The 21,534-nt window shown below is 44.1% G+C and carries 18 protein-coding genes; 9 read left to right on the top strand and 9 right to left on the bottom strand.

Annotated features, from left to right (window positions below):
• Positions 1-54: 54 nt before the first annotated feature.
• Both R7R78_RS05625 and R7R78_RS05620 read right to left on the bottom strand, forming a co-directional pair.
• Positions 55-2,214 (bottom strand): prolyl oligopeptidase family serine peptidase, encoded by a 2,160-nt coding sequence (locus R7R78_RS05625; RefSeq protein WP_225473249.1) that lies wholly within the window; start codon positions 2,212-2,214, stop codon positions 55-57.
• Between the two features lie 206 nt (positions 2,215-2,420).
• Positions 2,421-3,992 (bottom strand): ATP-binding cassette domain-containing protein, encoded by a 1,572-nt coding sequence (locus R7R78_RS05620; protein ID WP_225473248.1) that lies wholly within the window; start codon positions 3,990-3,992, stop codon positions 2,421-2,423.
• Between the two features lie 445 nt (positions 3,993-4,437).
• Here R7R78_RS05620 and R7R78_RS05615 point away from each other — a divergent pair, with 445 nt between their 5' ends.
• The 3 genes from R7R78_RS05615 to R7R78_RS05605 all read left to right on the top strand — a co-directional run bounded on the left by R7R78_RS05615 (position 4,438) and on the right by R7R78_RS05605 (position 7,608).
• Positions 4,438-4,863, top strand: coding sequence for a universal stress protein (locus R7R78_RS05615; protein WP_005375398.1), 426 nt, complete (start codon positions 4,438-4,440; stop codon positions 4,861-4,863).
• Between the two features lie 166 nt (positions 4,864-5,029).
• A complete protein-coding gene (locus tag R7R78_RS05610) occupies positions 5,030-5,647 on the top strand; it encodes an NAD(P)H-dependent oxidoreductase (protein WP_225473247.1) in 618 nt (205 codons plus the stop codon).
• On the top strand, positions 5,644-7,608 hold the full coding sequence (locus R7R78_RS05605) for a monovalent cation:proton antiporter-2 (CPA2) family protein (RefSeq protein ID WP_225473246.1): 1,965 nt from the start codon (positions 5,644-5,646) through the stop codon (positions 7,606-7,608). The genes R7R78_RS05610 and R7R78_RS05605 overlap by 4 nt, the downstream gene beginning before the upstream one ends.
• Positions 7,609-7,700: 92 nt before the next feature.
• Here the strand turns inward: R7R78_RS05605 and R7R78_RS05600 are convergent, their stop codons facing one another.
• Positions 7,701-7,994 carry a hypothetical protein gene (locus R7R78_RS05600; RefSeq protein WP_005375389.1) on the bottom strand — a complete coding sequence of 98 codons (294 nt, stop codon included), beginning with the start codon at positions 7,992-7,994 and terminating at the stop codon, positions 7,701-7,703.
• Positions 7,995-8,239: 245 nt separating this feature from the next.
• Between R7R78_RS05600 and R7R78_RS05595 the strand changes: the two genes are divergently transcribed.
• The gene (locus R7R78_RS05595; RefSeq protein ID WP_005375388.1) at positions 8,240-8,533 is read left to right on the top strand and encodes an ArsR/SmtB family transcription factor; all 294 of its coding nucleotides are present in this window, start codon (positions 8,240-8,242) and stop codon (positions 8,531-8,533) included.
• Between the two features lie 108 nt (positions 8,534-8,641).
• On the opposite strand, the gene R7R78_RS05590 is transcribed toward R7R78_RS05595, so the two are convergent.
• The gene (locus R7R78_RS05590) at positions 8,642-9,991 is read right to left on the bottom strand and encodes an alpha-amylase family protein (protein WP_005385092.1); all 1,350 of its coding nucleotides are present in this window, start codon (positions 9,989-9,991) and stop codon (positions 8,642-8,644) included.
• Positions 9,992-10,511: 520 nt separating this feature from the next.
• Here R7R78_RS05590 and R7R78_RS05585 point away from each other — a divergent pair.
• Positions 10,512-10,868, top strand: a complete 357-nt coding sequence (locus tag R7R78_RS05585) for a MerR family transcriptional regulator (RefSeq protein WP_005375386.1) — start codon at positions 10,512-10,514, stop codon at positions 10,866-10,868.
• Positions 10,869-10,926: 58 nt separating this feature from the next.
• A complete protein-coding gene (locus tag R7R78_RS05580; RefSeq protein ID WP_005375385.1) occupies positions 10,927-11,304 on the top strand; it encodes a carboxymuconolactone decarboxylase family protein in 378 nt (125 codons plus the stop codon).
• 77 nt (positions 11,305-11,381) lie between these two features.
• Here R7R78_RS05580 and R7R78_RS05575 read toward each other — a convergent pair whose 3' ends face one another.
• Both R7R78_RS05575 and R7R78_RS05570 read right to left on the bottom strand, forming a co-directional pair.
• Positions 11,382-11,612: a PAS factor family protein gene (locus R7R78_RS05575; RefSeq protein ID WP_005375384.1), complete on the bottom strand. Its 231-nt coding sequence runs from the start codon at positions 11,610-11,612 to the stop codon at positions 11,382-11,384.
• Positions 11,613-11,894: 282 nt separating this feature from the next.
• Positions 11,895-14,321, bottom strand: a complete 2,427-nt coding sequence (locus R7R78_RS05570; RefSeq protein ID WP_225473245.1) for a M9 family metallopeptidase — start codon at positions 14,319-14,321, stop codon at positions 11,895-11,897.
• A gap of 448 nt (positions 14,322-14,769) precedes the next feature.
• Here R7R78_RS05570 and R7R78_RS05565 point away from each other — a divergent pair, with 448 nt between their 5' ends.
• A complete protein-coding gene (locus tag R7R78_RS05565) occupies positions 14,770-15,747 on the top strand; it encodes a hypothetical protein (RefSeq protein WP_225473244.1) in 978 nt (325 codons plus the stop codon).
• A 31-nt stretch (positions 15,748-15,778) separates the two neighbouring features.
• Here R7R78_RS05565 and accD read toward each other — a convergent pair whose 3' ends face one another.
• Complete coding sequence (accD, locus tag R7R78_RS05560; protein ID WP_017821534.1) at positions 15,779-16,642, bottom strand: acetyl-CoA carboxylase, carboxyltransferase subunit beta; 864 nt, start codon at positions 16,640-16,642, stop codon at positions 15,779-15,781.
• Between the two features lie 141 nt (positions 16,643-16,783).
• Here accD and R7R78_RS05555 point away from each other — a divergent pair, with 141 nt between their 5' ends.
• Positions 16,784-17,683, top strand: coding sequence for a LysR family transcriptional regulator (locus R7R78_RS05555; RefSeq protein WP_225473243.1), 900 nt, complete (start codon positions 16,784-16,786; stop codon positions 17,681-17,683).
• 146 nt (positions 17,684-17,829) lie between these two features.
• On the opposite strand, the gene R7R78_RS05550 is transcribed toward R7R78_RS05555, so the two are convergent.
• Together R7R78_RS05550 and R7R78_RS05545 are read right to left on the bottom strand one after the other, a co-directional pair.
• Positions 17,830-19,389: a methyl-accepting chemotaxis protein gene (locus tag R7R78_RS05550; protein ID WP_017635256.1), complete on the bottom strand. Its 1,560-nt coding sequence runs from the start codon at positions 19,387-19,389 to the stop codon at positions 17,830-17,832.
• 548 nt (positions 19,390-19,937) lie between these two features.
• Positions 19,938-21,014: a nickel/cobalt efflux protein RcnA gene (locus tag R7R78_RS05545; RefSeq protein ID WP_225473242.1), complete on the bottom strand. Its 1,077-nt coding sequence runs from the start codon at positions 21,012-21,014 to the stop codon at positions 19,938-19,940.
• Positions 21,015-21,149: 135 nt separating this feature from the next.
• Between R7R78_RS05545 and rcnR the strand changes: the two genes are divergently transcribed.
• Positions 21,150-21,422 carry a Ni(II)/Co(II)-binding transcriptional repressor RcnR gene (rcnR, locus tag R7R78_RS05540; RefSeq protein ID WP_005375370.1) on the top strand — a complete coding sequence of 91 codons (273 nt, stop codon included), beginning with the start codon at positions 21,150-21,152 and terminating at the stop codon, positions 21,420-21,422.
• Positions 21,423-21,534: the final 112 nt, after the last annotated feature.

Raw genomic sequence — 21,534 nt, 5'->3', positions numbered from 1 at the left:
ATCGAGCGATAAAGCGCCGATGCGTTTCGATAACTAAAACGCAAACAATTCGCACTATTGCAGTTTCTCTATTCCCATATTGAACAGTGCAAAACTATAAATATCTGCATTTGTCTCAATTATTTTACGCGTTGGTGTGCCTGCACCATGTCCTGCATTGGTTTCGATGCGAATTAAGGTCGGATTTGAACCCGCTTGCTTCGATTGCAACTCAGCAGCAAATTTGTATGAGTGAGCAGGAACAACACGGTCATCATGATCACCAGTTGTAATCAATGTTGCTGGGTATTCCACCCCTGCTTTTACATTGTGTACCGGCGAATAACTTTTCAGATATTGGAACATCTCTTTACTTTGCTCTGCCGTGCCGTAGTCATACGCCCAACCAGCACCTGCGGTAAAAGTATGGTAACGCAGCATATCCAGTACGCCGACTGCTGGCAGCGCCACTTTAAACAGCTCTGGACGTTGCGTCATAACTGCCCCTACTAACAAGCCACCATTCGATCCACCGTTAATGGCTAACTTGTTCGATGACGTTACCTTTTCATCAATTAAAAATTCAGCCGCCGCAATAAAGTCATCAAACACATTTTGCTTTTGCATTTGAATGCCAGCGTTGTGCCACTCTTTACCATACTCCCCACCGCCACGAATGTTCGCTACCGCGTAAACACCACCAAGCTCCAACCAAGCCGCACGTGTCGGGCTAAAAGATGGTGTGAGGCTAATGTTGAAACCACCATAACCATATAGGATGGTTGGTGCACTGCCGTCCATCGGTGTCCCTTTTTTATAGGTGATGATCATCGGCACTTTTGTTCCGTCTTTTGAGGTGTAAAACACCTGGCGAGAGTCATACAAAGCTGGATCAAATAGCGCTTTAGATTTGTAGTACACCTCGCTATCACCATCTTTGATGTTCAGACGATACGTAGTGCTGGGCATCTTGTAGTTGGTGAAAGAATAGTAGACTTCGGTTTCATCTTTTTTACCCGAGAAACCGTATGCGCTGCCAATATCAGGCAATTTGATTTCTCGGATGAGTTTGCCGTTCATGTCGTATTGCTTCACCATCGAGATCGCATCAACAATATAGCTCGCAAACAAATTGCCACCCGCGGTAGAAACACGTAACACGTTCTTTGTTTCAGGAATCACATCTTTCCAGTTTTTGGGTTGCGGCTGACTCGCATCCACCGTCACGACGCGTTTGTTCGGCGCATTAAGGTTCGTAACCAAGTACAGTTTCGTGCCTTGGTTGTCTATCACCCAAGTATCAGAGCTGGTGTTATCTAAAATGGTTTTAAGCGGGCTATTTGGCTTACTCAGGTCTTTGAAGAACAGTTTGTTGCCCGACGTCGATACGCTGGCTGAGATAAACAAGTAGCGTTCATCTTCCGACGTGTAACCCCCAACGTAGCGATACTTTTCGTCCTTTACACCACCGAAAATTAATTGGTCTTCACTTTGTTTCGTTCCAAGTTTATGAAAGTAGAGCTTGTGTTGGTCTGTCTTCGCGGAAAGTTCACTCCCTTTTGGCTTGTCATAACTTGAGTAATAGAAACCTTGATTGCCGAGCCAACTGATGCCGCTGAACTTAATATCCACCAGCGTTTCGCCGACGGGCTTTTTGGTTTCTGTGTCTAACACAATGACTTTGCGCCAATCGCTACCGCCTTCCGAAATGCTGTATGCAACCAAAGAACCATCACGTGAAAAGCTCACTCCCGCTAACGATGTGGTGCCATCTTCACTAAAAGTATTTGGATCGAGGAAAATTTCTGCTTCGCCATCACCTAACTGCCGATAAAGCACATCTTGGTTTTGTAGCCCGTCATTTTTGTAGAAATAAGTGAACTTACCCTCTTTGAACGGTTGGCTTTGCTTTTCGTAGTCCATGAGCTTAGTGATGCGCTCTTCAATCTGCTCGCGGTAAGGGATTTTCGACAGATAATCAAACGTCACTGCATTTTGTGCCTTAACCCATTCTGCGGTTTCTGGGCTGAGATCGTCTTCCAACCAGCGATAAGGATCACTCACTTTTGTACCAAAGTAGTCATCGACAACATCCACTTTTTGTGTGGTTGGATACGTGATGGTTTTCGGGGTTACCTGTTCAACCGACGATTGCGCCGCTTCATTTGCATACGCCACAGACAACACACTTCCGAGTGCGAGAGCCGTTGTGAGTGCTAGGGTGTTCTTTTTCATGAAATTCCTTTTTATTTTTCTGTTGTCTTTTTGTGCAATACATCAGAACTCTACTATATATCGACAAAATGAATCTAATTTCATTAAACGAGTTGTGAAAGCCATCCTAACTCCCTCATTTCCTTCCAGTTCTACAAACTAGTAAGTGGAAGTGTAGAACTTGGGAACAATACTGAAGAGCCACGATGGCGTTTACTCTCTTTCGTCTAAGTCAGCTCGATTTGGCGCAAAACCCCAGACTCAGAAGCGAAATCTTGGTCGTGACTAATCAGAACAAATCCACCTTTGTATACATTTAACGCCTGACTAAGCATTATTTTTGACTCGAGGTCGAGATGGTTATCTGGTTCATCAAGCAGCAGCAAAGGCTGAGAATTTTGGTGGCTGACTATCAGCATCGCGAGCTTCATCTTCTCGCCACCGCTCAGTAGGCGCCCCAATCGAAACACTGCATCTCGACGAAAACCGATCCCGGCCAATAAGGTCCTCGCTTCACTTTCCGTCATCTCTTGGCAGCTCTCCATTACGTTCTCAAGTAACGAAAGATTTGGATTCACTGCACCAAAATGTTGGTCGAGATAATACAAAGGCGTATTCACTTGCAACTCACCACTCTGCAATGATAACTCGCCAAGCAACGTCTTTAACAAGGTTGATTTTCCGCAGCCATTTTTCCCTTTGAGATGGACTTTATCGTTCGCAAAAATCTGCAAAGTGAAAGGAGTAGAATCCCCAAAAGGCAATATACCTTCTTGTATCGACAATACTTTTCGCGAACGGTTCGGATTATCTGCAAGATAAAGCTTTTGCGCTTTGAGCTGCTCATGTCGCGATTGCAACGCCCGCTCTTTGGCTTGTAAATGCACTTGTCTGAGTTGCTCATTCTTATTGCGATTTGAGGCGCTGGCGGTCGCGCTATCCTTTTTGCCATCAAGCAAAATTTTGGGCTGACTGCCGTCTTTGCGCAGTTTGTTCCCTTGCGCGGCGCGTTGGTCTGCTTTTTCGCGATTTTTCTGGGCTTGCTCAGCTAACCGTTTTTTCTGTTTATCGACCTGCGCTAACTGCCTTTCGACCGCTTGTAGCTCAGTGCGTTTTTGCTCGGCATACACATCGTAATTTCCACCAGAAACCTGTAAGCCTAGGCCCGAGAGTTCCCAAATTTCCTCCATTGCTCGCAGCAGCTCACGATCGTGACTGATGAGTAAAATCGCGCCGCCGAAATGCGTCATAGACTCTATCAGCCATTGTTTCGCCTCGGTATCGAGGTGATTGGATGGCTCATCGAGAATCAAAAGCTCCGTTTCGTTTTCAAACAACTGCCATAACTGCAAACGCGCCAACTGACCACCACTGAGCCGAGCACATGAGAAATCAGGGTCTTGCGGTAAGCCCATCGCAGCAAGCTGCTGTTTGAGTTTCAGTTCAATATCCCACTGTTCGCCAACCAGTTCGAACCAATGCTCAGAAACATCACCTTGTTCAATCTGCTTTAAAGCATGCAAGACCGAGTCTGTTCCCAGAAACTGGGCGATCGATTGCTGACCTGAAAGCAAATCAGACGGCTGCTGGCGATACATCATGAAAGAAGAGGGAGAAGTCACAACACCGCTGGCAGGCTGAGTTTCGCCCGCCAAAATCGAAGCCAAAAGCGACTTACCGATGCCATTGCGCCCAACCAAACCAACACGTCGTTTAGTCATGGAACAAGAAATAGGCTGAAATAGCGTCTCACCATTATCAAACTGATGGCTAACATTAAAAGCTTGTAAAACTGGCATAATTTGCCTCCTGTATGACAGGGACAACAGCCGTAGCTATGATTTGAGATTGCAACAAAACGCGTGCACAAACGCATTAAGCTCTATGTAAAGCTCGACGATAAACGTCAAATCAAAAGGTCATCTTGTTGCAAAGAAATATCGGAAAGTGAGCTACGCCTACTAACCCTGCAGATCCAAAAAATAAGTAAAAACATGGATGACAGGTTTAGTTCTTCATGTTGGCGTAATCTCCTAGAGAAATGATGCCCAAAGTGTAGCCGCTTTTTTGTTCAAAAAGCAAGCTTTCTAACCAAATGTGAACAAAAAGAAAGTTTCACAGTAAGTTGTTATATCACATTAACTTTTTAACAAGTCTTTGAACAATTTCGAGATCTTAGCAACACAATTTTTATCCAAGCCATACTATGCTTAGGGTAAAGATAATCCACATAAGGGCGTGGTTATGAAATACAAACATATCCTTGTTGCACTCGAACTGTCAGATGAAAGCACCGTGCTTATCGACAGAGCGGTATCAATGGCAAACTATCTCGACTCCGATATCTCCTTTATTCATATTGATGGTACGCACGGAGAAATCTATCGTGAGCTTGTAGACATTAAAGAAAACCCGGATCAAAGGCCGTTGAATGAGCATTCAATGGAATGTTTAAAAACATTTAGTGATTACATGGATTACCCACTTAAACATTTCTTCGTAGGTACTGGCGACTTGGCTGATAAATTAGAGGTCACCATTAAAGAGCAAGAAGTGGATCTTCTGATTTGTGGCCACCACCAAGATTTCTGGAGCAAGATTATTTCTTACTCGAGACACTTAATTAACAAGTCACCGGTGGATATTCTAGTCGTCCCTATTCATGATTAGTAAAACGTAACGCTTCCCAAAACCACCAATTTATTTGGTGGTTTTTTATTGATATTGAAACAGCTTAAACAGTTTTCCAAACTAGCTTGGCGATCATTTATGAGTTACATTTTCTAACCAACCCGCGCTCCTACTGGGCATGGTTATTTAGATAGCAAGGATCCCTATGGCAAATAAAAAAGTACTCATTCTCTTTGCTCATCCTTCCCAGCATCGTTCAGAAGTGAATACTCCACTTTTCAAAGAAGCTCAAAAAATTGAAGGCGTGACATGTGTTGATCTCTATGGCGAATACCCTCGTTTCGATATTAATATCGACCGTGAGCAGCAACGCTTACGTGAACATGACGTGGTGATTTTCCAATTCCCACTATATTGGTATTCAACGCCTGCGATTTTAAAAGAGTGGCAAGATCTGGTTTTGGAATATGGCTTTGCTTACGGTACAGATGGCACAGCACTGCAAGGCAAGACCATGCTTTGTGTGCTGTCTGCAGGGGGTAAAGAAGAAGCTTATAAGGCAGAGGGCTGCAACCACTTTACGATTCGTCAACTGCTTGCGCCTATTGAACAAATGTCCGCACTGACCGGCATGAACTACATTGCCCCTCTCGCGATGTTTGGCGCACGTACAGCCGATGAAGAAGGGCGAATCCCTCGTCATGTTGAGCGGTACAAGAGCCTGCTAACAGCTTTAGTCGAAGATAGGTTGGATGTTGAAGCTGCGGCGTCATTAATCAAGCTTAACAGCGCATTGCCAGAGCTCATTAAGGAGGCTTCATGACAGGAATATTCTTACAAGCCTTCATATATTTGATTGCTGCTGTAATTGCAGTCCCACTTGCTAAGCGTTTGGGACTTGGGTCCGTTTTAGGCTATCTCATCGCAGGTGTGGTCATTGGCCCAATTATCGGTTTAGTCGGTGAAGAAACAACAACAATACAGCACTTTGCCGAGTTTGGCGTGGTGATGATGCTGTTTCTCGTTGGTTTAGAGCTCGAACCCAAAATGTTGTGGGCGATGCGCAATCGCTTAATGGGTTTAGGAGGTCTGCAAGTCGGTGGTACCGTCGCGGCGATTATGGGTATTGCCTTGTACTTTGACCAGCCTTGGACCATAGCCTTAGCCATAGGTTTGATCTTCGCCCTCTCTTCTACTGCGATTGTTTTGCAAACTTTTAGCGAAAAAGGATTAACGAAGACGGAAGGTGGACAAAACGCTTTCTCCGTGTTGCTTTTTCAAGATATTGCAGTGATACCAATGTTGGCGTTCATTCCTCTATTGGCCTTACCTGAATTAATTGAACAGGCACAGTCCGCGGCTCAAACATCCGCAGCGCACCATGAAGAATTAAGCCTCGTTGCGGGGTTGCCTGGCTGGGCATACGGCATCGTAATCACAGCATCGATTGCAATCGTCGTCGTTGGTGGACACTTTTTAAGTCGACCTCTGCTCAATTATGTGGCTAGCTCTGGTTTGCGAGAAATCTTTACCGCAACTGCACTCATGCTGGTCATTGGTATCGCTGCGCTGATGAGCTTAGTGGGCTTATCTCCTGCCTTAGGAACCTTCTTGGCTGGCGTTGTATTGGCAAACAGTGAATTCCGCCACGAGTTAGAGTCCAACATCGAACCATTTAAAGGCTTATTGTTAGGTCTGTTCTTTATTACCGTTGGCGCAGGGATCAACTTCTCGGTTCTATTTGGTGATTTCTGGCTGATCATGGCGCTGACCATTGGCGTGATGGTATTGAAAGCCTTGGTGCTGTTTATTCTTGCACTGATATTTAGGGTGAAAGGCAGCAACCGCTGGCTGTTTACCCTAAGCTTGGCTCAAGCAGGTGAATTCGGCTTTGTGCTTCTAAGCTTTTCAGTGCAAAACCACGTCATCCCATTTGAACTTTCACAAACTCTTGCGTTAGTGGTTGCGATTTCGATGTTCCTGACACCAGGTTTGTTTATTCTGTTTGATAGAGTGATTCTGCCGCGCTTTGAAAGCCAGTCAAATGAACGCGAAAGCGATACGATTGAGGAAACAGGCACGGTGATCATCGCCGGCATCGGCCGCTTTGGACAAATAGTGAATCGCCTATTGGTATCAAACGGCGTGACTACCGTGGTACTTGACCATCAATCTGACCAAGTCGATAACATGCGCCAAATTGGCACTCGCGCCTATTTTGGCGACGCGACTCGACCAGATATGCTACATACAGCCGGCATTGAGCACGCCGCTGCTTTGGTTGTGGCGATTGATAACCAAGAATCGAGTGTAGAACTGGTGAAGTACGTTAAGCACACGTACCCAAAAGTAACAGTGATTGCACGTGCCTTTGACCGTGGACATGGCTATCTTTTGCGTCAAGCGGGGGCTGATATTATTGAATCAGAGACCTACCATTCTGCATTGGAGATGGGCGGTCACACAATGAAAGCCCTTGGCATTCACCCCTTCTTTGTTGAACAACAGAAGGCGACATATAAGCGTGTTGAAGCACGTAAGTCAGAAATACTTTACAAAGCTTGGGAGGATGATTCTGAAGGTGAACGCTATGACAACAATTTCCGACAACTGTTTATTCAGTTAGAGGAGAAAATGGCGGAAGAGATGCAAAAAGATCGTCATGACAAACTATCGCGGTCAGAACGTGGTTGGACACCGCCACCTAAAGGTTACGCCGATGACTTTAATGAAGATAACGTCCAAGAGCTAACACCACCAAGAGAAGAGCCTATCCAACGATAACGCACTCCATATTAAAAACCTCCCACTTGGGAGGTTTTTATTTTTTCAGTACAGAGCCACACGCCGTGCAGGATAAAATGATCTTCTCGATATTACATAAGATCATTCATTAAAATCTCATACTCTTCGTTTGCTTCTTCCACTAAATGAGAAAGCTCTAACGCATCAGTAACTGCAAGATTGAACTGCCACGGAGTTGTGTCTTCTTTACCACAGATTCGAGTTTCACACCCACGACTCTCAAAAGACAAATCATCAAACTCTGTGGTGTGGCGCTCTTGAAGTTCAACAATCTCAACTTCTAATTTACCGACAGGATTGACTTTAACGTGGGCATGTAACTCCGAACTGTTAGACAAACAATAATCTCTATGAACCGCAATCATGGCCGCCTCCTTGGTCTGCCAACTGACAACTCAACATTGAGTGTAGACGAGGGATTTTGAACGTGGCGTGAAATAATAATGAAGATTGATCTGTCTCATTAGAACAGACAATTGTTGTCATGAAGGCATGAGCCAGTATGAATCTCATCTGATTTAAATTGTTCTGAGATCGTAATAGTTGGCATTTACCGAGACTTTCCCTATTATCGAAACAAAATTACTGTGGTCATTCTTTAGAGGTCAGTATGGAGCTTGAAGCCGTTGCTAAAGCACTAAAAGAGTTAGGGCATCCGACTCGTTTAAGTATTTACAAAGAAGTCGTCAAAGCGGGATACAAAGGTATCGCGGTAGGCGGCGTACAAGAAAAGCTTGGCATTCCAGCATCCACTCTCTCTCATCATATCTCGAGCCTTGCTTCAGCTGGTCTTCTCACCCAGCGCCGCGAGGGTAGAACCCTTTTTTGTGTTGCAGAGTATCAGTGCTTAGATGACGTAATTGGTTTTTTAAAAGCAGAATGTTGCGTTAACGAGTGCTCATAAATTTCTAGCAAAAACGAGAGAGTTTGAGTTTCTATTGAACTTCAGCAGAACGTGAATGACGATGAAAAACATACACACCGAAGTTGCTAAGCTCGGTGTGTACATCTTCTAGTTCGCGACAAGTAACATCGACGACTTAGATGGTACGATTAACTTACCGTCAGTTGGAATGATTTGTTCTGTCATCAAATCAACCCAATTGCCATCCGTTTTTAATGTCAAAGACTGTTGACGCTGTGATTTATTAAGCACCACAATACCTTTGTCACCTCGCTTAAGTACGAGCATGTCATCGTTACCTTCAAGAACACTCATCGGCTCGCCATGCGTCATATTATGGAACTGGATCATTTTTGCCATTCTCGGGTCGCTCCATGCACCTTGCCACCTTGGCTGACCATTTTTACCTTTAATACCGCTGGTGTTTAAGTCGGTATAAATCAACGGCACACCGCCATCTCGGCCTAGAATATAGGCATAAGCTAACCATTCGTTTTCCTCGTCCATGATGAGATCAAGAAAGACATCATTGTTAGGAATATCATGTGTGATAGCAAATGTAATCGCACGACCGGGGGACAAAGCCTGACCAAAACAATAGGGATCAATCAGAGACTTGAAGCTGCCCTTTTTAGCAAACGCCTTAAACATGGTTGAGAACAAAGGGAAATCGTACGCACCTAGGCGAGTTTCCTGTAGATACGGCTCAAGAAACAGCTGATACTCTTCTTCCGTCGCACCGCCATCGGTAATAATTTCACCAAATATATGCACATCCCGCGTGATGTCGTCTGTCCAAACACGCTTAAGATGCTCTAACGTCATGTGTTTCGCAGCGTCAATACGAAAACCTTTCACACCAATAGCTTTCAGCGCCTTTAGGTACGCTCGCTGCTGCTCAACGACATGGTCACAAACACGAAGAGTTGGCAAGCCAGGATCGGTTGGTCCACCTGTGATACGTCCGTTTTGAACCTGCCACTTATCTTTCCAGTCTTTGATGCCGAATGCTTCAACAAAGTCCTCTTCATCAAAAAGTGGTTGAGATAGATCGCCAAACAACGCTAGCGACTGATATTTCTGTTTGTTGTTCTGGTATTCCTCCAAGACCTCTTGTCTTGGGTACTGAAGGTCTCTGCGAAGGTGGGCCTCATTTGCCATATGGTTAAACACTACGTCGGCATAAACCCACACACCAACTTGCTCCAGTTCACGAACCATATGAATAAAATCTTTGGTATCACCCAAAGCATTATCGATAACACGATAATCTTGTGGTTGATAACGCTGCCACCAGCGCTCATCGTGTGCGCTTTTCATTGGTGGCGAAACCAACACAGAGCCATAACCAAGCTCGCGGATTTCTTTTGCTCGTTGGGCAATGTCAGCATACTTCCAATCAAACGCATGTAAGATAACGTTTGCACCGAATGATTGTGTTTCCTGTGAGCCACTCATGTTGTTCTCCTGCTCGTTTCCACTCACGATTACTTGTTTGCATTTTTTTGTGAGTGAATTCAATAATCGAAATTATAAAAGCTATTCATCAGAGGCACTCACCCTTTTAGCACTAACTCAAGGCTGAAATCGAAGGCGTAGCGACTCATCCATTGCACAGCGATAAATCGTTCTGAGTGAATAACGGGCACACGACATACAACCCGAACAGACCAACACAAAACTAAGGTATTGTTTTGATTAACAAAAACTCAAATTTAAAAAGATAGAACATAAGACCTATGTACGCCCTAAAATAGGCCCAAAGGATAAAAATAGCCAAGCCAACCCGTTGAGTAATCAATTGTTAATAAAACGAAACTGGCAGATGGATCACGTTTGGCGCGTTTCAAAAATCCAGTAAATCACCATACCTAGCGTTAAAAGACTAAAGATTTCTGTTTGTATCTGTCCCGAAATGACTTCAAAATGCGAAACTTAGCTTATCTCTATGGGGTATGCTCTACCTTGGAGGATAATAATGAATATCAAAGAATTTTCTGACCTCGTCGGGCTATCTGCTCATACACTTCGATACTATGAAAAAATCGGTTTACTTAAACATGTCCATAGAAACGCGAGTGGACATCGAATGTATAGTTCGAAAGATCTAAACTGGATAAGCTTTGTTAAGCGTTTAAAAGAAACTGCAATGCCACTTGAAGAGATTCTAGAGTATGCCAAATTAAGGGAAGTCGGCTCTCAATCTGTACCACAACGTCAAGCCCTGTTAGAACAACACCAAGAAAACCTCAAACGCCACATTGAGCAACAGAAAAAGCACTTATCGGCTCTAGAAGAAAAAATTGCCTTGTATAAAAGCGGAAAAGTTCGTTGACTTAGAGTTAACTCTAACGATTAAGGTGTGTTTACGTTTATTCACTAGGAACATACCGATGGAACAATCACGCTTTAACAAAGGATTAGAACTACTCTCTCAAATTGATGGCGACGCTGGTCATAATGTCATCGAAACCTTACAAGATATTTGTCCAGATTTAGCTCAGTACACCATTGAGTATCCGTTTGGCGATATTTATGCTCGCCCGGGCTTAGACCTAAAATCGAGAGAAATCGCAACCGTCGCCGCGCTAACGGCAATGGGGAATTGCGCGCCGCAACTAAAAGTGCACTTAAATGCAGCGCTGAATGTAGGCTGTAGCGAGGATGAGATTAAAGAGATCATTTTGCAGATGTCCGTCTACGCAGGTTTTCCCGCGGCATTAAACGGCATGTTTGCATTCAAAGAAGTGCTAGCGGAAAGAGCAGAGTAATAACGACGTTGAAATCAATTTAACCGCAATTAAAAACGGCCCTTGGGGTTCGGGCCGTGATTAAAACAACGAGTGAATTAGCGCTCAGGAGTTTCAAGCAGTTTAACCGCGCAATCTACCGCGTTGTTAATGCCTTGACTGCTCTCCAACTTGCCTGAACTTGCAGGACCAAGGGCACAAGAATACAAAGCCAGCTGCTTATCGAACGGCAGATCCAACTGTTCATAGAGATTTTGTCGGATTCTTGCATGTTGTTCTGGTTCTTGGTTAGCAAGGCTAATCAACGTTTCATAAATAAGCGTTTTCATGTCTTTCCCTTTTCACTTTATTGCACGGGGTGCATATATATTGTATCCATTTGGGAAGCACAAATCAGAAGCTAGGTCACAGAACGCGTCGCTAAAAAAGTTTATGTGCGCGGTAAATTGCAATACAAACCTAAAGCCGTTTAGAAAAAGGGCAACTGATAACTCGATAGATCAGCCGATTAACTAGCATTCGCCGCTGTTTGTTTATAATCGTGTCCGATATAAACAAAAACGTCGCTGTATCAGCGACGTTTTATCTCGACTTTAGTTAATCGAACCTGTTTAGTTGAAGTGCACTAGCATTTCAACGTCATCGCCTTGCTCTGGAGCCTGAAGAGCGAAGTGCACGTACCCTGCTTCAGTAACAGGAATCGCAAGGTATTCATTGCTGCCTGCATAGTTGGACGCATACTCGTGCTGCTCTACTGTAGGCCAATGCTCCCTACTCGCGTATAGATCGACATTACCAGTTTGAGAGTGAGCCGTTAGCCATACACGAACCTCTTCAACACCTTCAGGCACATAAACTGCTGCATAACGCTGCTTGTGAACGGTAAGCATTTTGGCTTCACCAGACTCTAATACCACAGGTGCTAAATCATCTTGCACTTGGGTTGGCGGTGTTTGCGCTTCCACTTCTAACGCAGCCACAAGATTCACTGAGTCATAGCTATCACGTCCAGTTAAGCTGATGTAGTAACGACCCGCTTTAACGTAACCATCTTGCTCTGGTTCAAACACAATCTCTTCATTGCTGCCATCAGCATATTGACTCATTTCGAAATCATAGTAATGCGCGACTTTGTTGTAGCTCATGTAAAGATCCGCATCACCCGCACCCTCAATAGATACATTGAAGTTAACGGTGTTGGCTGGAACATCAACGTAGAACAGTTTTTCGCTGTATGCTTCGCCACTGAGCTGAAGGCTTTGGTTCGCCGTCAATTCAGTCACTTGTGCTTCAGGGCTTGTTGGTTCTGTTGGCTCTTCTGGGTCTGTATCAGGTTGCTCAGGTTCCACTTTTAATGTGTCCAACCAACGTTCAAACTCAGCATCGTATTGTTGACCTAAAGACGTCACCTGCTGTGCCCATTGTTCGAACTGGCCAGAGCGCGACAATGCCAACAAGCTTTCGACGTCTTGTGGATGATTTTCTAACATGAATCGAACAGCTAGATAACCCCAACGATAGATACGATTGGTATCGTGAGAGTACGTGGTATCAAACACAGTGGAAAGGCTCAGTTTACCATCTGCAATCAGCTCAATCGCAGCTTGGTAACCTTGCTTGTAATGCATGTATTCAGCAAAACCTTCTAGCCACCAAACAATATGACCATGAGCCAAGTTATCGCTGAACGAACCGTATTGGTTAAATCGTGCATCTAAATAGTGCGTGTATTCATGTTCTAGGTTCAAGATAGAGAGATCTTCACCATTCGCGTAGCGATAAGCGACGAAACGCGCAGTATTGTTCGCTTTTGAAGGGTCACCTTCTAGGTACTGACCACCGTTGTCCGTGGTATTACCAAATAGAAATGAAGAGTAATCAACGTAACTAGCGTTACTCGCGAATACCGCCACTTCAACACGATCATTCAAATCATCAGCGACAGGTTGATTACCCGTATTCGCAACTCGATGGAAGTCGGCTTCTTTTGCCGCTAGCACTTCACACGCTTTCGCTGCTTGAGCATCGGTCAGATCTTCAGAGCGAATAATGGCAGGTCCCTGACATTCAAAACGATTTGGCATTACACGTGCAGCTAAATCTTGCTTGGCTTGCTCAATATTCAGACCATTTAGGCCTTCTGGTGCGTAGTAGCTCATCATTTCAACGGCAGCAAGCCATAGTTTGTCATGCTCACTACCCAGTGGATAACGCTGCATCACCTGTTGCATTACTGCCAATGCTTTGCGTTTGGTCTCCTGATCTGGGCTCGCGAGCAAACGACCAGTTTCACGTAATGCATTGAAAACGATAAAGCTTGCATCCGTATCTAATGCCCAAGCATTATCAGATGCAAATTTCACCAACGTATCAATATGGTGTGTATTGTTTGCCATGTATCGGTAGAACGCATCGTTCGCCGCATGGCCTGCCATAGAGCGGAACAAGTTGTTCAAACCATCGACCCATTGCGTGTCCTGCGCGGTTTCACGATTAAAGTGCATCAACGCGGCCATCATGCTATCCATGGTCAGCGGCAACTGCTTAACGTTATCAACCATCAAAGTCAGGCTCTTCATTGCACCAACTTGTTCACGACCCTGATCCAAAGCATGAGGGTTGTTTAGGAATAGGTTCGTCGACTGAGCAAAACGCTGACTCAACGCTTGCGAAAACTCAGGTGTACCAGTACCAGCGTTGTAGCGAACGTAGTAGGCCGCTCGAACAAATTCGCCTAGGTTCTCTAGAACACGGGCTTGATCTGCTTCACCACGATAGCGAGCGATTTCTTGATCCAGCGCGACTTGGATACGGCTTAGGCTCGCTTCACTATAGATATCATTCAGCGTTTCTGAAGGTGCTGAAAACCAAGCGTGGTAGCAATCATACTCAGCACCAGAAACGGCAGTAGCCAGATCTCGCGATTGTTGTAAATCAGCAACAGCACACTGATTTTGTGCAAAAGAGAAGCCAGACACACTCGCTAGCATACAAGCAAGCGCCAAACGATGGCGAGGGAAAAAACGGATATGAGACATAACAACACTCATTGATTATTAACATACATTGAGTGGGGATTTATATTCTTTACAGCTCAAACAGTGAAATCAGTGTCATAAAATTTATGAAACCGCTCCCAAAAATAGGTCTTTTACTCTAATTAAATGGGAGCAATCCCACTCCCCAAAAACTCACAATTATCAATAAAAACATTAATTTACCTTTTTCTAAATAACGACTTTATGAGGAAAATTGACCTTAAACGCCCCCCTTAACTCTTCCAGATAGAGTTCACGACAATCAAAGGTTCTAAATTAAATTTTGATGCTTGATACCATCTATTTTTATTTGTGACTCATTCCCAATAAGTCATCGAGTGCATATCAAAAGGCTGGCATTAATGGTAAATTCTCCGCCAAATCAAACACATTTACTCCTCCAGTCATTGATGAGTGAATAAAGCAGATATTTGGCTAGGGATAATACATGTCACTTTGGGGATTTTTGGGAGCGGGGATTGCCTACTTCATGACAACGTTTGCCTTTGTTTTTGGCGGCATTTTTTGGTTATGTGCTGAAGGTAATACATTAAGAGAAACAAAGCGCCAATCATCAATAATGTCCGGGGTTATTGCTTGTACTATTGGAACTTGGGTGCTTGCTTTTGGTGTTTACGTTTACGGTTACTTTTGGGATAACTCTTCTCACTATTATTTTTATTTGCTCGCTCCATGGGGACTTGCCATTTTTGGGGTAAAACTTCGTAACCGCTGGGTTAAGCAATACGCGCGTGTAAAACACGCAAAAGAAGAACAGTGGCAAAAGCGCTGGCGAGAATTATTAGGGGAAGATACTGAAGATCTTCCACCATATACACATGATTACGAGCTCTACTCGGGCATTTGGCAAGCCAATGAAGCGCTCCGAGAACAGTGTTTTGCGGCCCTTCCTCACGGGAAAGCAGTCTACGAGAGAGTGAAAGCCTTCCAAACGATGGCCTCCCACGCTGGTGACATAAACAATCAAGTTTTGCTGAGTAAACTCGATCAACTAGAGGATGAAATCATTCAAGTTCTTGAGCAACACTCGCAAAAGAAAGTAAGCATTGAAACTGTCGCTGGTACTTTACGCAAAGAGTCAAAACGCAATGTTTATCACCATGAGAATGGCCCAACAGAAGAGCAACTGTACGACTCAATCAACCTCCAACATGATTTGGATCGAGAGCTACGCAACATTATCTATGATCGGCTCGGTTACGATGGCGAAGATGAGTACTTTTTCCTCCAAGCGCCACTCGAAGAGCTTACCGAGAATGAAACCGCAATCAACTGGATGCTCTGGGGGTTAGTAAGCGACCATTTTGCTGTTGACCCATACCAAACGGCGTTGGATCTCAGCCTAATGAATGCGGAACCAAGATGGGGGCAAAATGAACGGTTTGTAATGATTACGGCTCAATAAACGCAAGTACTAAGTCTAACTTTAATACAACCTATTCTGAGACCACCCTCGCGTTGGTTAACTTAGCCAATAAGCGGCCAACGCGATCGCGCATTTCACGTCTATCGACAATCATATCTAGCGCACCATGCGCTAGTAAAAATTCACTTCGCTGAAACTCGTCTGGTAACTTTTCACGTACCGTTTGCTCAATGACACGTCTTCCCGCAAAGCCAATACTTGCTTTAGGTTCACCAATATTGATGTCTCCTAACATGGCTAAACTCGCCGAGACGCCACCATAAGTTTGGTCCGTCAATACTGAGATATAGGGTAATCTGTGCTCAGATAAGTGGTTTAACGCGGCGCTGGTTTTTGACATTTGCATGAGTGCCACCAAAGACTCTTGCATGCGCGCCCCTCCGCAAGCGGAAAAACATACTAACCCAGATTTTGTATTAATTGCGCTTTCAACTGCTCGGACAAACTTCTCGCCAACCACTGCGCCCATCGAGCCTGCCATGAAAGAGAATTCGAATGCACACGCAACAACAGGCAGCCCCAATAACTTGCCCTCCATCACCACCAACGCATCTTTTTCTCCAGTCGTTTTCTGTGCTAAAGCAATTCGCTCTTTATATCGCTTTAAGTCTTTAAAACCCAAAATATCTTGTGGCTCCAACTCACTTGCCAACTCTTGTTGTGTTCCATGGTCCAGAAAAGAGATCAACCTTTGACGCGCAGCCATTCTCATGTGATATGAGCATTTAGGGCATACTTCCAAATTTTCTTTTAACGCGGCACGATAAAGTATTTGTTCACACTCAGGACACTTTGTCCAAACGCCCTCAGGGATAGACGCTTTGCGCGAACCTATTATATTTTTATTCTCAAATAACCGTTCTAACCAGCTCATAAATTCACCACTATTGATTACGTTCTAGCGCGATATCTCGTTGTTTGTTCGCTTAAACTTGTAAATAAAATTGTATGTAACTTAGTACAGGGATAAAGTGCGATATGCTGGCTTGATAATCCAATAAAGTGGGATAATGAAATGTTTGATAACGTTGACCAAATCTGGTTAAAAAGTTTTCACTGTGTTTATGAGAACAACAGCTTTAAGCGAGCCGCTGAGTGTTTGAATATACCAACATCAAATATCAGCCGACACATTGCCCTGCTTGAAGAAAAGTTAAACATTAGGTTGTTCAATAGAACAACAAGGCGAATGACGCCTACCGAGGCTGGAGAAGAGCTCTATAGCAGCACTCGTCCGTTATTGGAGCAACTCAACGCCGCACTAGAAACGGTAACGCGCCACTCGCACACGGTAACAGGGGAACTGCGAATTCTTATGCCAGACACACCTGTACTGGCCAAAGCGGTTGTCACCTTTTGCACGCAATACCCGTCAATCTCTTTGTCTTGCGATACAACGCTAAACCCTAAAGATGATGTTATTGACAGCTTTGATGTCATTTTGAGTTTTCATAGAGGGACTTTGTCAGACAGTAACTGGGTGGCGAGAGAGATAAAACGCTGGCTCAGTGCCATTTTAGCCGCGCCTCAACTAATTGAGAAATACGCCACCCCTTACAAAATTACGGATCTAAGTCATGTTCCCTGCATCACGACGCTTACCGCAGTAAATGGTGCACCATGGGTATTCAGAAACCCTGTTGGGGGCCATATTACTCAAACTGTGCAATCTTCATTCAAAGTAAACAGCGGTCATCTCGCCAGATATGGCGCGTTATTAGGGCTTGGATACGCAATATTGCCAATTGAGTCATGCCAAAATGAGATCAAAAATGGTGAGCTAGAAATCGTCACTCTAGAGTACGAACCTGAGGATTTAGTGCTTTACGCCTTTTACTCGTCAAGAAAACATGTAGCTAAGAAAATATCTATGTTTGTTGAACATTTAAAGCAAAACGCAAAACTTAACGCCTAGCTAAGCTTTACTCAACTAATTTATCGTATTCTGTTTTATCGTCTAGAAAGGACAAACACCGCTAAGCGATTTGAGACTCGATTTCTCAAATAAAAAAGCCAGCAATTAACATTTACTGGCTTTTATTAAAGAGGGTCAGTTGGCGTTTAGATTCTAAACGCTCCTACGTGACGATCGAGTGTTCGCGATAGCTCCGCGAGTTGTTGACTTGATTCTTCTAGTTGCTCACTCGCTGTTAGCGCACTTTTCACTGAGTGGCTGACGGTATCCATGTTCATATTAATTTCGTTTGCTACCGTTGATTGCTGTTCTGTTGCGGTTGCTACTTGAGTATTGATATCTGAAATAGTCGTCACTTGTGCAGCTATTGCTTCTAAAGCCTGTCGAGCTAACTCAGTTTCTGCCGTTCCTTCTTCAATAAGAGTCTTACTATTACTCATTGAATTCACCGCACTTTGAGCTTCAGTTTGTAGCTGGTGAATCATATTGTCAATTTCATCGGTAGAATGAGCCGTTTTAGTCGCTAGGTTGCGAACTTCATCAGCGACTACTGCAAAACCTCGGCCGGCATCACCAGCGCGTGCCGCTTCGATAGCCGCATTGAGAGCCAATAGATTGGTTTGCTCCGAAATACCTCTAATCACCTCTAGAATACTACCAATCGACTGAGTATTTTCAGCAAGACTCACGATAATGTTGGAAGTGCTGTTCATCTCGTTTTCAAGATTAGTCATCGCCGTTTTGGTTCTTTCTAGCGTCGTGTAGCCATCTTGCGCTTCATTACTTGCTGCACTCGCAGCATTTGCCGCTCCGGCAGCATTGGAGGCAATTTCATTGACCGTCGCAATCATTTCGTTCATGGATGTGACAACCAGCATGGTTTGCTCGTTCTGCTCTTGCCCTCTTGTGAGCGCTTGTTGAGATTGCCCACGCAAAGCGACAGCTGAACTATTAAGCTCCACACCAGTATTTACAACTTGTGTAATAATCTCATGTACTTTCCCAACAAAAACGTTGAAAGCAGAAGAAATTTGCGCGACTTCGTCATTACCTTTCGCTGGCAAACGAACGGTTAAGTCTCCGTCTCCTTTTGAGATGTCTTGTAGAGCGTCTTTAAGCGCAGAAAGCGGTCTCATCAGTTTATTTAGCAGAAGTGACAGAATCAAAACACACATAACGAAGATCGCCACCATAGAGATCAACTGGTAAGTAATAATTCCATTCGTCGCTTGGCTCACTTCGGTAATAGGAATACCGATATCAAAAGTACCGTATAACTGACCATCCACATAAATTGGTGCCATGATGTCAAACACCCATACTTTCTGGACATCGGCATACCACTTTGAGTACTGTTGAACACCTCTCGTCGCGCCTTCAACAGTATATTCATCGTTATAGGTTTTGTTCAGCTTGTGCTTATCACTGTGGGCTACTGCCGTTACGTTACGGTCAATTACAACGGCATAACTCACGTCTGAACGTTGTTTCAGCCCCTCAACAAGCGATTGTAAATCTTGCATTGGATTGGCTGAGTTCTCCAAAATATAACTCGCATTTCCCGCTAGAAACTCAGCTTGAACTTGGGATTTGTTTAAGATGATGTCATCGATTTTCTGACTCGAAATTAGGTACGTTGATGCCATACTCGCCACGACAGCAATACCAAACATGGCGCAGACTGCTAATAAGATGATTCTTTTCATTATAATTGTCTCAATACAATTCAATTGATGCTCATTAATCGAGCGCTAAGCCTTTCTTCTCCAAAACCAACCAAACTGCATTTTGGGTCTGTTTGGCAGAGCAAGACATAACTTTATAACTATGTATCTGCTTGGTTCCCGATTACTTTAGACAGAAGGAAAAAAAGTCTTCAAAACGTCACATTTCTACGAGGTTTGGCGAAGGGACGAGTACGCAAAAGGAAACGTTTGCATAGTTAAATTTAACTATGCGACCAAATTGGTATCGAACATTAAAGAAAAGAGTTCTAATTAGCGTTTTGCCGTCGGGAGCGCTGTGGTCAGTGCTCCCGTTTTATCATTTAGTATCTCAGATTCAGATATTAGAGCCACAATCGCAGCGGTTGTAATCCGAGATGCTTGGTGAAGCGAGAATGACTTGGTTTGTAGATATGGCAGCGATGTCAGATCGAGTGATTCTCAATAAAGAATCGGCAGCAAAATAGGCAAACCAAGGCATTAAGCCATTGCCCATAAAAAAGAAAGGAAAAGAATCTTTACCACAGAGTTTAACTCGTCAGCGATATGTATCCATGCATACCCATGTACAAACCAACTGCACTGATCAAGACGCCCGATAAGTAAGGAGCTCGACGTGCAACATCATTCAAACCGCTCCATTTAGATGTCGCTTTTTGCACGCCCACTGCTGCCACAACGCCAACAGCAACCAGAGTCAAGGCTAAGCCAATACTGAATGACACAACTAAAGTCGCACCAAGAGTCATTGCCTTAAGCTGCAAACAGATAAGCAAAACCGTTACCGCAGCAGGGCATGGAATCAAACCGCCCGTTAATCCAAACAGCAGAATTTGCCCATTCGTCACGTCTCGATTCTCAAAGCGTTTTTGAATGTCTAAAGCGTGATCGCGTTCGTGAGCATCTTGATATTCCTTATCTTCGCTTTCTAAATGAGAACCAGGACGGAAATGTACATCAAAGTCATGGGTATGATCATGGTGCCCGATGATCAAAGTGACAGAAAGTCCATTAGAGACTTCAATGCAAGACGCCGATTCCAAGTATCCATCACGCTCTATAAAGTGATAAATATCAGCAGGTTGATAACCATCACTCGCTACCGAAACCTTGATACCTTCAGCAGTTAAAGGTTTACCGCTGAGTGTTCGCAACTGGAAACGGTGATGCTCCCCTTCCTCTGTAATCGAAAGCGAAACATGCCCATGTCCTGTATCCACAACTTGCGTCGTCCAATCGCGAGCATGATCCTGAGCTTTGTTCCAAGCTCGCTCATCGCTCCATGTCCGCCAAAACATCCATACGCCGGTTGTCACGATAATGACCCCAGAGATAAGTTGCATCCATGGTTCAGCCGCTTCAGCGGTGAATTTCTGGCTAACATACATCCCGCCAACAGCGATTAACCATACAATTGCAGTGTGAGAAAGTGTGGCAGCTAAACCCAGCATCACGGCTTGTTTGACCGTTCCTTTCACCGCGACAATGAACGCCGCCATCATCGTTTTAGAGTGCCCAGGTTCTAAACCGTGCAAGGCGCCAAGCAAAATGGCACTGGGAATAAAGAACCACCCATTACCTTGTTGTAGTAACGCGACAAAATCCATTGTTGTTCTATGTTGTTGATTCTAATTTATCGCAAACTATACTCCCCCCTAGTATTAAATACTACCCCCCAGTATAAATTGAGTGCTACATTATCAGTTAGAATAACTCGGCCCGTAACGTAAAGAAGATAAGACATGTCGCATACAACCAGAGATCAAAAGAAGCTCAACACTCGAGTCAGTAAAATACAGGGTCAGGTGAATGGACTTAAAAAAATGCTGGAAGAAGAGCATGAATGCCAAGATGTGTTGCAGCAGATTGCCGCTATTCGGGGAGCAGTAAATGGTTTGATGCGAGAAGTAATTAAAGGTCACTTACTTGAACACGTCGTACTTGAGGAAGACAAAACTCAACGTGAAAAAGATATGGAAGTCGTATTAAAAGTACTGGACTCTTATATAAAGTAACCCTACTTCGCTAGAGTAAAATCACTAGAGTTAAACTCGAATAGATCCTTTATAGGTAATCGCTTACTAAGCGGGAAATAACAATTCCATTTCATATTGATTAAGTTGAAAA

It is taken from the genome of Vibrio sp. 2134-1 (assembly GCF_033339495.1).
Note: the sequence above shows the minus strand (reverse complement) of the source record. Positions and strands in the feature narration are given on the sequence as shown.

What these genes read in the sequence shown, in the direction of transcription:
- R7R78_RS05625 (WP_225473249.1), bottom strand. Translation starts at nt 2,214, where the DNA reads ATGAAAAAGAACACCCTAGCACTCACAACGGCTCTCGCACTCGGAAGT.
- R7R78_RS05620 (WP_225473248.1), bottom strand. Translation starts at nt 3,992, where the DNA reads ATGCCAGTTTTACAAGCTTTTAATGTTAGCCATCAGTTTGATAATGGT.
- R7R78_RS05615 (WP_005375398.1), top strand. Translation starts at nt 4,438, where the DNA reads ATGAAATACAAACATATCCTTGTTGCACTCGAACTGTCAGATGAAAGC.
- R7R78_RS05610 (WP_225473247.1), top strand. Translation starts at nt 5,030, where the DNA reads ATGGCAAATAAAAAAGTACTCATTCTCTTTGCTCATCCTTCCCAGCAT.
- R7R78_RS05605 (WP_225473246.1), top strand. Translation starts at nt 5,644, where the DNA reads ATGACAGGAATATTCTTACAAGCCTTCATATATTTGATTGCTGCTGTA.
- R7R78_RS05600 (WP_005375389.1), bottom strand. Translation starts at nt 7,994, where the DNA reads ATGATTGCGGTTCATAGAGATTATTGTTTGTCTAACAGTTCGGAGTTA.
- R7R78_RS05595 (WP_005375388.1), top strand. Translation starts at nt 8,240, where the DNA reads ATGGAGCTTGAAGCCGTTGCTAAAGCACTAAAAGAGTTAGGGCATCCG.
- R7R78_RS05590 (WP_005385092.1), bottom strand. Translation starts at nt 9,991, where the DNA reads ATGAGTGGCTCACAGGAAACACAATCATTCGGTGCAAACGTTATCTTA.
- R7R78_RS05585 (WP_005375386.1), top strand. Translation starts at nt 10,512, where the DNA reads ATGAATATCAAAGAATTTTCTGACCTCGTCGGGCTATCTGCTCATACA.
- R7R78_RS05580 (WP_005375385.1), top strand. Translation starts at nt 10,927, where the DNA reads ATGGAACAATCACGCTTTAACAAAGGATTAGAACTACTCTCTCAAATT.
- R7R78_RS05575 (WP_005375384.1), bottom strand. Translation starts at nt 11,612, where the DNA reads ATGAAAACGCTTATTTATGAAACGTTGATTAGCCTTGCTAACCAAGAA.
- R7R78_RS05570 (WP_225473245.1), bottom strand. Translation starts at nt 14,321, where the DNA reads ATGTCTCATATCCGTTTTTTCCCTCGCCATCGTTTGGCGCTTGCTTGT.
- R7R78_RS05565 (WP_225473244.1), top strand. Translation starts at nt 14,770, where the DNA reads ATGTCACTTTGGGGATTTTTGGGAGCGGGGATTGCCTACTTCATGACA.
- accD (WP_017821534.1), bottom strand. Translation starts at nt 16,642, where the DNA reads ATGAGCTGGTTAGAACGGTTATTTGAGAATAAAAATATAATAGGTTCG.
- R7R78_RS05555 (WP_225473243.1), top strand. Translation starts at nt 16,784, where the DNA reads ATGTTTGATAACGTTGACCAAATCTGGTTAAAAAGTTTTCACTGTGTT.
- R7R78_RS05550 (WP_017635256.1), bottom strand. Translation starts at nt 19,389, where the DNA reads ATGAAAAGAATCATCTTATTAGCAGTCTGCGCCATGTTTGGTATTGCT.
- R7R78_RS05545 (WP_225473242.1), bottom strand. Translation starts at nt 21,014, where the DNA reads ATGGATTTTGTCGCGTTACTACAACAAGGTAATGGGTGGTTCTTTATT.
- rcnR (WP_005375370.1), top strand. Translation starts at nt 21,150, where the DNA reads ATGTCGCATACAACCAGAGATCAAAAGAAGCTCAACACTCGAGTCAGT.